We start from the raw sequence: 13,806 nt of genomic DNA, 5'->3' as shown, positions 1-13,806 counted from the left end.
CGATTTCTTTTTCAGCACGTTATCAAGGTTCCGCTATGCAAATTCTGGGTGAAAACTTTATTCACGGTGAACGCAGCCGGCAAAACGGCATTACGCTTACCAGTTATGATGCGTCTACCGGCGAGGCGCTGCCCTACGTTTTTTATCAAGCCACAGAGCAGGAAGCCGCCCGGGCCTGCCTGGCCGCGGAGCAGGCTTTCCCGGCATATCACGGCGTATCTGTGACGGCTCGCGCCCTGTTTCTCGATGCCATCGCCGATGAACTGGATGCACTGGGCGATGACTTTATCCGGTTGGCGATGCGGGAAACGGCGCTGCCCGAAGGCCGTATCCGCGGGGAGCGCGCGCGCACCAGCGGCCAAATGCGGCTATTTGCTTCCGTGCTGCGGCGCGGGGATTGCTTCGGCGCCCGCATCGATACCGCGCTGCCGGACCGCACCCCGCTGCCGCGCCCCGATGTGCGTCAGATAAAACGCGGTATCGGGCCGGTGGCGGTATTTGGCGCCAGCAACTTCCCCCTCGCCTTCTCCACCGCCGGCGGCGATACCGCCGCTGCCCTGGCGGCGGGCTGTCCGGTGGTAATGAAAGCGCACACCGGCCATATGGCCACCGCCGATTGCGTGGCAAACGCCATCGTGCGCGCCGCCCGGCAAAGCGGCATGCCGGCCGGAGTGTTTAATATGATTTTTGGCGGCGGCATCGGGCAAGTCCTGGTGCGGCATCCGGCCATTCAGGCGGTGGGTTTTACCGGTTCGCTGAAAGGCGGCCGCGCATTGTATGATATGGCCGCCGCGCGCCCCGATCCTATCCCCGTGTTTGCCGAAATGAGCAGCATTAATCCGATAATCCTGCTGCCCGGCGCGCTGGCGGTGCGCGGCGAGAAAATCGCCCGCGAGCTGACGGATTCGGTGGTGGCCGGCTGCGGGCAATTTTGCACCAATCCGGGGATGATAATCGGCATTGACTCGCCCGACTTCAGCGCTTTTTTACAGATGATGCGGCAAAATATCCGGCGCAGTCCGCCGCAAACCATGCTCAACCGCGGCGTGCTCGCCAGCTATGAACACGGGCTGGCGCAATTGCATCAACATGCGGGAGTCTCCCATCTCGCTGGCGAACCGCAGCAAGGTATGCAGGCGGTTCCCCAGCTGTTCCAGGCGCAATCCGGCTTATTGGCCTCAGGCGATCCGCTGTTGCAAGAGGAGGTTTTCGGGCCGGTAACCATCGCCATTGCCGTGGCGGATCAAGCCGAGCTGGCGCAGGCCCTGGCGGGACTCCGAGGGCAACTGACCGCGACGCTGGTAGCAGAAACGGAAGATTGGCAACGTTTCGCCCATCTGGTTCCTTTATTGGAACGCAAAGCCGGCCGCCTGCTGTTAAACGGTTATCCCACCGGCGTCGAGGTCTGTGACGCCATGGTGCACGGCGGTCCTTGGCCGGCGACCACCGACGCCCGCGGCACGTCGGTGGGCACGCTGGCGATCGACCGTTTTTTGCGCCCGGTCTGCTATCAGGATTATCCGCAGGAGTTACTTCCCGCAGCGCTAAAAGATGGCAATCCGCTGAATATACCGCGCCTGGTCAACAGCGTTTGCACGCGCGAAAAAATCTGAACGGAATCGGGGCGCTACCTAAGGAAGGGCTAGACGGATCAAGACGCGCTCGTTCAGCGCCCCGGGCTGCTGGTTCCGGGGCGTTTTTCATTTATAACCCATATGCTTTACTGCGATACGCCCCGGCGCAGGCGTTTGCCTGGCGGGAATACCGTCATTATCCTACGCGGTCCGGTTTTCCGGCGGCTGCGCATCGCTGCCGTAGCCAACGCCAAATCCCTCGACAAAAGGGTCTTGGGGATCGAGCAGAAAGGTCGATTGCGCAATGATATGGGCGCGGCCGCGTATCTTCGGAATGATGGCCTCGACATTATTATTGAGCATCACCGTATCCGCTATGGTGCCTTCGAAAACCGAACCGATGATGCTCTCGTGCCGGAACCTGTCGTCTTGCGCTTGCTGGCGGCGATAAAACCGCTGGGCCATGCGCGCCGACGTTCCCGTACCGCCGGGTGAGCGATCGACGCCTGATTCGCCGAAAAATACCAGATTGCGATAGTTGCCGGCGCTGTTCTGCTCTTCGGTGAAAATCACCATCGGCACGTGGCAAGCATGACCGGTAGCGGGATCGGTGAGGCGCAGATCGCGGTTGACGCTATCGCGGATGGCGCGTCCCGCGCTAACCAGCCGCTCCGCAAACGCCGGGCTCACTTCCAGCGCCAAACTGGACGCAGGGACCAGCGCGTAGTAATTCCCGCCGAACACAATATCCACGGTGACGGGGCCTAGCCCCGGCAGGTTCACCACCCGATCCGGCGCCACCATGTAAGAGGGGACGTTTTGGATCGTGACCCCTTTCACCACGCCGTTGACGACCTCGACTTCGGCGGTCACCAGACCCGCCGGTGTATCGAATGAAATACGGGATATGGGTTCGGTAACGTCGACATAACCGTTTTCCACCAGCACGGTGGCGGCGCCGATGGTTCCCGCGCCGCACATCAACGGCCACCCGCCGGTTTCGATAAAGACAATACCGATATCGGCCCGGGGATCGCAGGGCTGCATCAATATGCTGCCGCACATTTCCGAACTTCCCCGCGGCTCATACATCAGCAGCTTCCTGATCTCGTCGCGATGCTCCATCAGGTAGGTTCGCTTTTCGCTGATACGCGCGCCGGGAACGGGCGCGACGCCGCCGACCACCACCCGCGCGGGCGCACCGGCGCTGTGGGCATCGATCACGGAATATTGGACGGTCGACTTCATGGGCGATCCTTATCGGCTGAAAAAGTGGGACGCTTCGCATCCGCCGCATAACCAACCCCAAATCCCTCTTGAAACGGGTCTTCGGGATCGACAAAAAAGTTGCGCAGCCCAATCACGAAAGCGCGCCCTTTGATCAGGGGGATGACCATTTCCCTGCCGGCCACGTTTTGCACACCTGTGAGTTTGCCTTCGAAACGCGAGCCGATAATGCTCTCATGGAAGAACGGTTCATCCAGCGCCAATTCTCCCCGCGCGTAGCGCTGCGCCATGCGCGCCGATGTCCCGGTCCCGCCCGGGGAGCGATCGACGCCGGCTTCGCCGAACAGCACCAGATTTCGATGAACGCCGGGACTTGAACCCGGCCCCGTGAAAATCACATTCGGGATCGGCGCCGCGCTTGTTTCCAACGGGTGCCTGACGGCGATGGTCGCGTTGGTCCTTTCCCGCACCTGCCGCCCAATGGACACTAGCCGTTCCGCAAAAGCCGGGACCACTTGCAGATCGAACCGGTCGGCGGGAACGATCGCGTAAAAATTTCCGCCATAGGCAATATCGACGTTGACCATGCCATGCCCGGGCAATTCGATCTGATGGTCCTTAACCGCGAGGAATGACGGAACATTAGAGAGCGAGACCCCTTGGACACTGCCGTCTTTAATATCAATATGCGCCGTCACCAGGCCGGCGGGCGTGTCAAAGACGATCGACGTCTGCGCACCGGTCGCTTTAAACATGCCCGTCTCAATCAGCGCGGTCGCTGCGCCGATGGTCCCGGCGCCGCACATGGTCAGCCAGCCGCCGCTTTCGATGAAAACAATGCCGACGTCGGCGCGCGGATCGCAGGGAGCCATAATCAGGCTGCCGCTCATTTGCGAGCCGCCGCGGGGTTCATACATCAACAGCTTGCGCACATGATCGAAGTTCGCGGCCAAGTACATCCGCTTCTCGTTCATGGTATCGCCCCTGGCTTGCGGAACGCCGCCAATCACGACACGCGCCTGCGCGCCGGCGGAATGCATATCAACAACGGAAAAGTGAGATCTAGAATGCATCAGGTCTCCCGGGAGATGAAATTGCCGATAAAATATATCTATCAAGCGGTTTGCTACCGCCTACTCTACTTTGTAATCCGGCAGGGCATCGCCTTGCTTATAAATGGTCGGATTATCGATCATGCCGTAGTCCGTGCCCCACCGTTTATGAATTTCTGCATATTTTCCCGACTTGATCAGGTGTACATAGGCCGCCTGAAGGGCTTGCAGCAACCCCGCGCTTGACTCATTGCGCGCGACGGCCGTGGCGCAGGGGCCCCCGCCGACATGGCCGGTGGGCACGAACGGTTGTCCCGATGCAGCCAGGGTCAGTCCGACTTCGCGACCGGTCAATACCGCATCCACGCGTTTGCTGGACAGCGCAAGCACGGCATCCGCCATTTGCGGGAAGACGCTGACCTGCGGCGGGGCTTTGCCTGCGCTGGCGCAATGCGCCTTGCCGGCCTCCATGGTGGGAACGCCGGAAGACCCGCCGAGGATCGCGATCTTGTGCCCGCAGACATCCGCGATGCCTTCAGGCATATATTTGCTGCCTTTATTCACCACAAATGCATCGAAATTGCTCCACTCAGTGACAAAGTCAGCCACTTCAACCCGGTCTTTGCGTACGAAAAACTCGCCCATGCCTATATCGTATTTTTGCGCCTGTAGTCCCAACAGAATGGCGGGAAAGTCCATGCCCTGGATATCGACTTTCAGTCCCATCGTCTGGGCGACCGCGGTCACCATCTCAGGGATCATGCCGACGTTTTTTCCATTGACAGCAAAAGAAAAGGGTTGATATTTGGTCATGGTGGCAACACGCAGCACCCCTCTTTTTTTTATCGCATCGGGTACGAGCGCGGCAATCTCCGGCACCGCCTCGACGCTGCCCACCTCACCGGTGGGCAGGTTGTTGGCGGGGGCCGCATTTGACGAGGCGGCGAAAAGCATCAGCGCCGAGCTGACCAAAACCACACCAATATTAATTCGTAAGCGCATTGCTATTCTCCTCAGGGAATCATAATACGTAACACGTTATATATTACCGATAGACGATAGCACGTTGCAGTTTTGTGTCAATAGAGCGCCGCACACAATCCCTCGGCGACTTGATAACCTCATCCCGGAGACTGTTAGCCATCCTTTCGCATACATCGGCCTGATTACCCGTGCGTGAGGCTGAAAAACTTATGCCATGCGGTCGCCTGATATCAGGCTGGGGTGATAAAAAGCATATTTTTATATCCTTTCACTATCTTTACCTCCAATTCATTACTTCTTAACATAAATAAAAACGCCGTTTAAGACCGGGTTGATATGTGATTTATTTCACATCTCCGGCTATCAATTTTATTTATAACTTAATCTAACCTTCTATGGCCTTTGAGCCAAAACAGTATTTTTTTCAACCACCGGTTTTCAAGAGGCCCATCATGTCCAGCGGAAATTTTCTTCATACGGCTAACGAGACCGGGATTGATTTTAAGAAAATCGTCGATACCCTGGAATGCCCCATCTACATAACCAACTCCAGCGGCGTAACGGAATATATCAACCAGGCTTACCTGCGGGAAAATCCCATCATAGACGCTGATGCGATCCTTGGCCGGACCATTGACGATATCATCAAAGAAGGGAAATATTTCAAAAACGCGATTACCACGGAAGTCCTTAAACAAAAGAAAGAGGCGATGGCGTTTTTTGTTCATCATCTGTTACCGGAAAAAATGGCTTTTGTGTCGGGCATGCCGGTGCTCGATGAAGAAAATGAGATTGAGCATGTGGTTTCAATACTGTACGCGCAATCCTTTTTTCAAAAACTACATGCCAAATTCAACTATCCTATTTATTCTTTCGAATCCTATCATGAGCCGCTGGAAAAAAAAGGATTGCCCGCTTCCCCGCCCTTCGCCAATTTGATTGGCATCAGCCGACCGATGGAAGAGTTGAAGCGGATTATGCTGCGGGTCGCAAAAACCGACGCGTCTGTTTTACTTCGCGGCGAATCAGGCACGGGTAAAGAAGTCGTGGCCGAGAATATCCAGAAATTAAGCGCACGCGCAGACCGGCCGTTTATTAAGCTCAATTGCGCGGCGATACCGGTCAGCCTTATAGAAAGCGAACTTTTCGGCTATGAAAAAGGGGCATTCACCGGAGCGAGTTCTGGAAGAGCCGGTTTTTTTGAACAGGCAAACGGCGGTACGATATTCCTCGATGAGATCGGCGATTTACCCTTTGAGGCCCAGGCTAAATTATTACGCGTATTGCAGCAAAAAGAAATCGTCCGCTTAGGCGGCACCAGGCCGGTTAAACTTAATGTCCGGGTCATTGCCGCCACCAATGCCGATCTGGATAAAAAAGTTGCCGACAAGCAATTTCGTGAAGATCTTTTTTACCGGCTCAACCTTGTTCCCATTCATTTGGTCCCCTTACGGGAGAGAAAAAACGACATCCCGTTGCTGACTGAGTATTTTCTCCATAAATTCGATGCTATTTATAACAGAATTATCAGATTTCCCACGCCAACCTTAAATCTGTTAGTCGATTACGCCTGGCCGGGCAATATCCGCGAACTGGAAAATATTATTGAATATTTGTATATATGTTCCGATGAAAACTTCATTACCGAAGAAATGATTTCCCCGCTGTTAAGCAAGAACGAACAACGTTCGTTGCCTGAAAATTTTGACCACGGATTATTGGATTTTTGCTCCAGTCAAATACGCCTTAACCATACTCTGCCGGATATTCTGTCGCAAATCGAAAGGACGGTATTGGCGCTGGCATTGGACAAATACAAAACCACCTATCATATCGCCGCCGCGCTGGGCGTATCCCAACCCACCATCGCCAGGAAAATGCAAGCCCTGGGCCTGGGACGCAGAAGGTCCGGTACGGATACGCAGATGATTTGCTACCAGGAATAATAGCCGCAAGCGCGAATTGCCGGCGCCAGGGCGGGCCGGCAATGTCTCCTGTTCGCCGTCGTCACAGACCGAGCAGTTTTTCCAGCATGACGTTGATTTGGACCCAGAATGTGTAGCCATCCTCCGGTTTGATGTTGGAATAGGCATACTGGTAATTGGTGTTGTTCCAGACACGGGAACCGGTCATCGTCAAGTTGATCTCCGGCGTCAGCATAAAGGAAGCGTCGATGCTCAACTGCCGTTCGTTACGCGGCACCCGCCACCCCGTTCCCCCCAGGGAATCGTACATATCCTGCAAGTAACGGTGCTCTCCATCCGTCAGCCTGGCCCAGCGGAAAGTCAGGCCGTAACTGTCATTGGGACGGCTCTGCCAAGGTCCCGACCAGATAAGCCCGATGTCGGCCAACGTGGCGATCCCCGTATAGGCATCCGATTGCAAGGTTTGCGACACGCTGCCGTGCAGACTCACGGCGCTGGGCGCGGGATTTTCGGCGTCGGCCCCGCCGTCACGCCGCCATAAGGCCTTTTTCGCCGTAAGATAGAAGCCGGACACATCTTTGTGGGTGCGCACCGCGGAGCCGCTGTCGTACACTTTCGAGGTGCCGTTGACCGTGGAGTACGCGTCGTCGTATTGCAGATTGTTGTGGAACGCCAGCGCCTCCCAGTTTAAGGGATAGGGTTCCTGCTGCCAGCTGACGCGCCGCGCTACATTGGCCACCCATAGGGTACTACCGGAATCGTAGTCGTCGTCCCACCGTTCCCAGCCGTTGGTGAACGGAAACGCCTGATAGGTGCGCCAGACGCCGATGTTGGACTCCAGCTCCGGCGTAAAGCGGTAGCTGACGCGCCCCCCCCAGCCGGCATAAGGCGCGGGCGCGAACCCCGCCGTTTTATTCAGTACGGTATTCACGCAGGACGACTGTACATTACAGTTGGTGAAACCGACAAACTGGCCGGGGTTGCTCTTGCCAACTTCGATGGACAATTGATCGTTAAACAGTTTCTGTTCATAACCAAAACGCAGCAAATGCGCGACCTTGGGGATATAGGGCGGCGGGTCGCCGGCCAACAGACCCCCGGCGCTATTGCCATATAAGGTATTATGGGAAAAGGGCACCCACAGTTGCATGAAGTGGACCGTGCCGCCCGGAATCAGCCCCATACGATCCAGATCGAAATCCGCGCCGGCGAAAAACATCGTATATGCCTGCTGCTCGTCGGTGGAGGTGCCCGCGCCGGGGTTGCCCAGCCAAAGCTGGGACGCCATTATATGCGGGGTCACGCCGTGCTCCGACAGCCATGCCCCCGCGTCGGACAGCGGGCGGTCGGAGGATTCCGCGCCGGCGGCGGCAAGCGCCGCATTGCTCGCGAGCGCTATGCCGCACACGATCGCGCCGGAACATAGCATGCAATTCCATATATTATGAGGTGTTATCTTCATTGTTCTATCCCATTGAGGTAATAAGACGCAAACGGCCGAACGCTAATATGTTCAATGACGGTCCGAGGGTAATAACATGCCCTATTCCGCACGAGTTATCAGCGCGTTGTTTTTCCAACTCTGGTTATCATTAATAAGGTACATTCTGTTAAAATAATTGTGTCAACATGCCTACCAAGGTTACCGGCAGGCAGGATTATTTTTTATATTGTCGTATTTTTACTTCTGCATTCGCTGGATCAAAACATCGCCATCATTTTTATCCAGGCGTAAAAAAATAAAGCAACATAAAAACAGCCCAAAACTCATCAATAAAAACGACACATGGTAATTTTCCAACCCCCTTGCATTATCTGCGTAGTTAACATAATGAAGTAGCGCGAAGGTTAAGGTAACGCTTATTATGATTGAAAGTAGCTGGCTCAGTATAAGCAAGCTATTGCCTGCATTATAGGTATCATCCGTTAGCTCGCTGAACGTCAAGGTGTTCATGGTGGCATAAAGAACGGAAGTAAAAACCCCTAATATAAATATCACTACCACGATAATATCCAGCGACCCGTTCAAAGCCGACAAAGTCAAAGAATAGATCAACGCAGCGCTCGCCGTCGTCGCAATAAGCAGTAAACACCGGTAGCCGCACCATTCCAGTGCCGGTCGCAGCAGGAATCTGGCGCTTAACGATCCTGCCGCCAGCGACAGCATAATAATACTGGCTCCCGCCGGTGAATAGTTAAACTCCAATTGCAGCATCAGCGACAGGACCAAGGGTACCGACGCTAAAAAAATTCGCACGCAAATATTACTGGCGATGCCCACGGCAAATGTTCTGTGGCGAAACAACGAAAGCGTAAATAGCGGTTCAATGATGTTATCCTGATGATTTTTATAGCCATATAGCAACGCCATTGCTATCAGGAAGAATGTCGTCACCCACAGGCCGGTAAAGTATTGTTTACCTATACCCAGCAAACCAAGCAAGATAAATAATAATGCCGGCACCACCAGCATGAATCCTATCGTGTCGAAGCTCCCCCGTACGTTTGGTTTTATCTGTTCCGGCATATATTTTTTTGCCAGAACGAAACAGATCAGGCACAGGGGAATATTTACCAGGAAAATCATTCGCCAGGAAAATGTGGTTATCAGCAACCCGCTTAGCGGCGGTCCCAGCAGCGTCCCCCCTAACCCCAGTAAGGTGATTTTATTCAAGGCGGATAATTTTTCCGCCGGCAGGGTTGTTTTCAAAATGACAACCCGCACCACCGGCAGCATTAACGCCCCCCCCATACCTTGTAAAAAACGCGCCAGGATAATACCGGTTAACGTATCCGCCGAAGCGCACAAACAAGACCCGAGGGTAAACAAGCCCAACGATAATAGATAGATTCGCCGATAACCATAGGTATCCGCCAGCCATCCGCATACCGGCGTAAATACCATTACCGTCAGCACATAAGAAACCACCACCATCCCCATGCTTAGGGAAGAATAATGCATGGCCTCCGCCATGGAAGGGATAGCCAGATATAACATGGTGGTATCCAATGATTGCATGAAAAAAGTTAATGATGCAATGCTCAGAAGCCAGGTTAATTTGTTCATCTATGCCATTACCATCTGTCCCGCATACAATATAAACATGCGCAGCATAAATACGCTGCACAACGCGACGCCCGACATTGCCAGCCAATAAATTTTATGGAATTTGATACGTTCCTTGCATAGCAACCTTAAAGCCACGGGCAATACCATACCCAGCCCCACTACGCCAAGCCAAAAAACGGCGCCCCAAAAACCGCTCAGGGCGTTTAACGCCGCCGTTTCCTTTTGTCCGCCGCCAAAAATCAGGCCGATAAAAAAAACTGCCAGCAGCACCAGTTCGGTCAAGATAAGCGGCTGTTCCAGCTGATGAATAAAAGCCAGGGACGGCGAATGAACCGATTGTTTACAGAACGCCAGTCCGCAAAATATCGCCATGGCAACCGCCGACGTCAGGCCGGAGACCAGGAAAAGCAAAGGCAATACCGGATTATTCAATAACGGGTAGGATTTCAGGGCTAGCAACAGAAAGCCGGTATAGACGCCCAGCAGAATGGCCAAAATAAACACGGCTATATCAAGCCTGCGTTCCCATCCCGCGATGAAATGGACAATCCGGCTCACCCAGGCCAATTGAATAATATCAACGATGTTTTGCTGATATATGGCGACGATCCACAGTATCAGCGCCACCATGTAAATCTGAAATAGCATCACCCCCAGCGACATAACCGAATGGGGATTGTAAAACACCATCAAATACCAAAATGTCCACGGGCGAGCCAAATGAAAGATAAGAATCACCAGCCCGAGAATAACCGTTAAAGGCGCGATAATTATAGTCGCCTTAATAATACCGTCGCTGCCGGCATTCCCCACGAGGATTTGTCTTTTCAGCACAACGGCTATTATGACCATACCTGATGAAATACCTATCAATAACAGGTAAATGGCAATGGGCCAATCCCAGACCAGGGTATCGAAATGAAACGCAGCGTTCATCCTCGTATCTCTCCAAATTTACCGGCGATATGATAGAGCTTGGGGTGGGTGCCCAAATATAATTTTTCGCGGTACACCGTTTTGCTGGCGATGAGTTTGGCGATATCGCTGTCCGGGTCGTCCAGATTACCGAAGGTCAGCGCCTTCACCGGGCAAATCGCCACGCAGGCGGGAGGTTTGCCGGCAGCCAGATTGGTATCCCGGCAAAAATTGCACTTATCCGCCGTTTTCGATACCGGATGGATAAAACGGACATGATAGGGACAGGCGGCAAGGCAGTACCGGCACCCTACGCAACGCTCGTGGTCGACATCCACAATGCCCGTTTTAGCGTCTTTATATGAGGCGCCGGTAGGACAAACCGCCACGCACGGCGGATTATCGCAATGCTGGCAGGATTTGCGCACAAACTGCCGCTTTTTTTTATTCAGTTCCAGGTAAGTGCCGTTATCCAGAATATCCAGTCGCGTGACCTGCGCCGGAACCTGATTCACTTTATGGCAGGCTAAAATACAGGCTCGGCATCCGATACACCGGGTTTCGTCATGGATCATGCCATAGCGGATATTACCGATGACGAGGGTCTGCGGGTTAATGACTTCCGCCAGAATACGTTTGACTGGATTGGCCGCCAATACGGCACCGCCTATCCCCATAATAAATCCGCGACGCGACACGCCCATACCGACCCCTTGATTAAATACCATGCGAGAGCAATGCTTCATCACTTGCCGGAATACTCCGGCAAGTGGTAATGCTCCTTTTTTCACTAGCGACTATGACTCAATAGCGAGCAGCTATAAGGCGCTGCTTATCCGAGCTCGTCCTGTTTGATATTAATGAGCGGCCGCGATGGTTTCCGCCGCGCTTTCCCCGGCAATGCGGCCTGAGTTCAGCGCAAAACCATTGGCTAAGCCTTCATAAGGCGGATAAGAGGGTCCGCTATAAAAACCTCCGGCAACATTGCCCACCGCGTATAATCCCGGGATAGGTTTGGCATTGATATCGGTGACCTGTAATTTGGCGTTCACCCGTACCCCGCCGATACTGCTTAAACTGACCACTTGGGTTTCAAACGCATAAAACGGGCCGGATTTAACCGGATAAACCAAATAGGCCGGCTCTTTGCCATAGTCCGCGTCAACTTTGGCTGTTATCAGATCGTTATAACGGGAAACGGTTTTTTCCAATTGGCCGGCCTCTACGCCCATGTTTTTTGCCAGTTCTTCCAGGGTTTGTCCTTTGAAAATATTTTTACTTTTACCCCCGTCGACGGCGGCATCCGCCAGCGCGGTGAAATCCCCGCCCTTGGGGGGATTGGCCGGGCCGGCGCCAGATAAAGGAAAGGGGAACGATTTCTTGGTGTAGGCATTCAACGTCTGGCTGTCGAGAATAATGTAATATTTACCGCCCGCCGAATAAGACACATTTGCCCAGTAGGCCGAATCATAAACCAGGCCTTCGTCGCCGAATCGTTCACCGTTGGCGTTCACCCATAATAAAGGCGATTTCAATAGCCATATAAGCGGGCTATCATTTTCGGCATTGCCTTTATCGGCGGAGGATGACGACGTAATCCCCACCAATTTACAGGCGTGAATCAACGCGGAATGAAAGTTCCATTCCGCCCCGCCGGCGGCCCAGGCCATTCTGATGCCCTCGCCCTGATTCGGCCAGGCCAGTATATGGATATTCGGCGTATTCATGGCGTCCCTCACCAATTTTTCATTGCCGCCAAATCCCCCGCTGGCAATGATAACGGCCTTGGCATGAACTATTAATTTTCCACCCTGTGCTTTTTGCGCCATTATGCCGGCGACTTTACCGTCTGGTTCCTGAATCAACGACGTCACCGCGGTATTTTTGATTAATTCTCCGCCGTGTTGCTGGAAGCTGGCATAGAGACTCTTATATGCGGCATTGGTATCCAGATAATGGTGGTAAATATCGGACTTGATAGGATCATCCATATGCGCCTGCTGTAGCTGGTTGGTGTTTTTGGTGGCGGTTTTGATTTCCAGCTGCACTCCGTGCTTTGCCATCCAATCAGCCGTTGAACCGGATTTATATACAATGGCTTTGGTCAGCGGGCCATCGGATAAATAGTGGTTGTAATCCAGCAGCCGATGGGTCAGGTCTTGCGCGGTATATTTCATGCCTAGCGATTTTTGCAGCGCTGATTCCACGGCAAAAAAGCCGCTGGCCATGTTACCGCTGCCGCCCACCACCGCGGATTTTTCAACCACCAGTACCTTGGCGCCTTTTTCCGCCGCGGCCAGTGCGGCGGCAGTGCCGGAAGTGCCGCCCCCAATCACCACCACATCCACCGTTTTCTCTTCATCGGCGACGGGGACGGCGGTTTTAGCCGATGCGCGGGTATATTTGCCGATATCCGCGCCGGCCTTTAACAAGGCCGCCTTGGTGGCTTGCTTAACGGCATCGCTGGTTTCGGTGGCGCCGGTCATGCCGTCGACGTCCAGGCTTTGACCATCGACGATGGACTTGGCGACCTCGGGCGCCGCCACGCCCCCTAATTCAGGGGTTTCTCCGGACGCATCGGCGACGATGTTTTTAATCGTTCCCGCTTGATCGATGGAAACGGTAACCTTGACATCACTTTCCAGGCCTTTGGCCGAAGCCGTATAGTCGCCGGCGGTAACGGCCGCGTTGGCCGACAATCCCACAGAGCAACCCAGAATGAGCGCAACCAGCGCTGATAATCTTTTTTTCACATAATTATTTTTCATAGAATATCGATCCGCTTATATAAATTTATCAACCAACGATATTGAGCAAAGTTGGTGCCAATATTAATCCACGTCCGATTTTATTGGGCGCATAAGGTAAAAATGATTGCAATTAGCCTAATTACACGTTATTTCCAACTTCACCCCGCTTATTATGTCGGGTGTTAATCCTGGTTATAAAAGGTATCGTTAAAATCGGGATGTAAAATGAGCCCGCAAAAATAGTAATCATGCATTTTTGTATTTTTAATGCATTGATGAATTAACGATCCGCCCCTTTGTCGGTAAGAC

10 protein-coding genes are annotated in these 13,806 nt (G+C 53.6%); 2 read left to right on the top strand and 8 right to left on the bottom strand.

Going from position 1 to position 13,806, the window contains the following annotated elements; genetic code table 11:
• The first annotated feature begins 35 nt into the window (after positions 1 to 35).
• Complete coding sequence (locus ACL2XP_RS08815) at positions 36 to 1,613, top strand: aldehyde dehydrogenase (NADP(+)) (RefSeq protein WP_413738367.1); 1,578 nt, start codon at positions 36 to 38, stop codon at positions 1,611 to 1,613.
• 162 nt (positions 1,614 to 1,775) lie between these two features.
• Here the strand turns inward: ACL2XP_RS08815 and ACL2XP_RS08810 are convergent, their stop codons facing one another.
• From ACL2XP_RS08810 to ACL2XP_RS08800, 3 genes are read right to left on the bottom strand one after another with little or no spacing between them, the layout of a single operon-like run.
• Positions 1,776 to 2,822: a proline racemase family protein gene (locus ACL2XP_RS08810; protein ID WP_413738366.1), complete on the bottom strand. Its 1,047-nt coding sequence runs from the start codon at positions 2,820 to 2,822 to the stop codon at positions 1,776 to 1,778.
• Positions 2,819 to 3,874: a proline racemase family protein gene (locus ACL2XP_RS08805; protein WP_413738365.1), complete on the bottom strand. Its 1,056-nt coding sequence runs from the start codon at positions 3,872 to 3,874 to the stop codon at positions 2,819 to 2,821. The genes ACL2XP_RS08810 and ACL2XP_RS08805 overlap by 4 nt, the downstream gene beginning before the upstream one ends.
• Before the next feature lie 60 nt (positions 3,875 to 3,934).
• Entirely contained in the window at positions 3,935 to 4,855 is a 921-nt protein-coding gene (locus ACL2XP_RS08800; RefSeq protein ID WP_413738364.1) for a transporter substrate-binding domain-containing protein, read from the bottom strand.
• Between the two features lie 434 nt (positions 4,856 to 5,289).
• Here ACL2XP_RS08800 and ACL2XP_RS08795 point away from each other — a divergent pair, with 434 nt between their 5' ends.
• Complete coding sequence (locus tag ACL2XP_RS08795) at positions 5,290 to 6,783, top strand: sigma-54 interaction domain-containing protein (protein WP_413738362.1); 1,494 nt, start codon at positions 5,290 to 5,292, stop codon at positions 6,781 to 6,783.
• A 61-nt stretch (positions 6,784 to 6,844) separates the two neighbouring features.
• Here ACL2XP_RS08795 and ACL2XP_RS08790 read toward each other — a convergent pair whose 3' ends face one another.
• The 5 genes from ACL2XP_RS08790 to ACL2XP_RS08770 form a co-directional block, all read right to left on the bottom strand.
• Positions 6,845 to 8,224: a carbohydrate porin gene (locus ACL2XP_RS08790; protein ID WP_413738360.1), complete on the bottom strand. Its 1,380-nt coding sequence runs from the start codon at positions 8,222 to 8,224 to the stop codon at positions 6,845 to 6,847.
• A gap of 219 nt (positions 8,225 to 8,443) precedes the next feature.
• Complete coding sequence (locus ACL2XP_RS08785) at positions 8,444 to 9,736, bottom strand: MFS transporter (protein WP_413739117.1); 1,293 nt, start codon at positions 9,734 to 9,736, stop codon at positions 8,444 to 8,446.
• Positions 9,737 to 9,829: 93 nt separating this feature from the next.
• Entirely contained in the window at positions 9,830 to 10,768 is a 939-nt protein-coding gene (nrfD, locus tag ACL2XP_RS08780) for a cytochrome c nitrite reductase subunit NrfD (RefSeq protein ID WP_413738359.1), read from the bottom strand.
• Entirely contained in the window at positions 10,765 to 11,451 is a 687-nt protein-coding gene (locus ACL2XP_RS08775; protein ID WP_413738358.1) for a 4Fe-4S dicluster domain-containing protein, read from the bottom strand. Before ACL2XP_RS08775 ends, nrfD begins: the two co-directional genes overlap by 4 nt.
• Before the next feature lie 153 nt (positions 11,452 to 11,604).
• Positions 11,605 to 13,515, bottom strand: a complete 1,911-nt coding sequence (locus ACL2XP_RS08770; protein WP_413738356.1) for an FAD-dependent oxidoreductase — start codon at positions 13,513 to 13,515, stop codon at positions 11,605 to 11,607.
• Positions 13,516 to 13,806: the final 291 nt, after the last annotated feature.

Source organism: Sodalis sp. RH21 (assembly GCF_047324175.1).
Taxonomy (GTDB): Bacteria; Pseudomonadota; Gammaproteobacteria; order Enterobacterales; family Enterobacteriaceae; genus Acerihabitans.
This window is presented reverse-complemented; position numbering and strand designations above follow the sequence as displayed.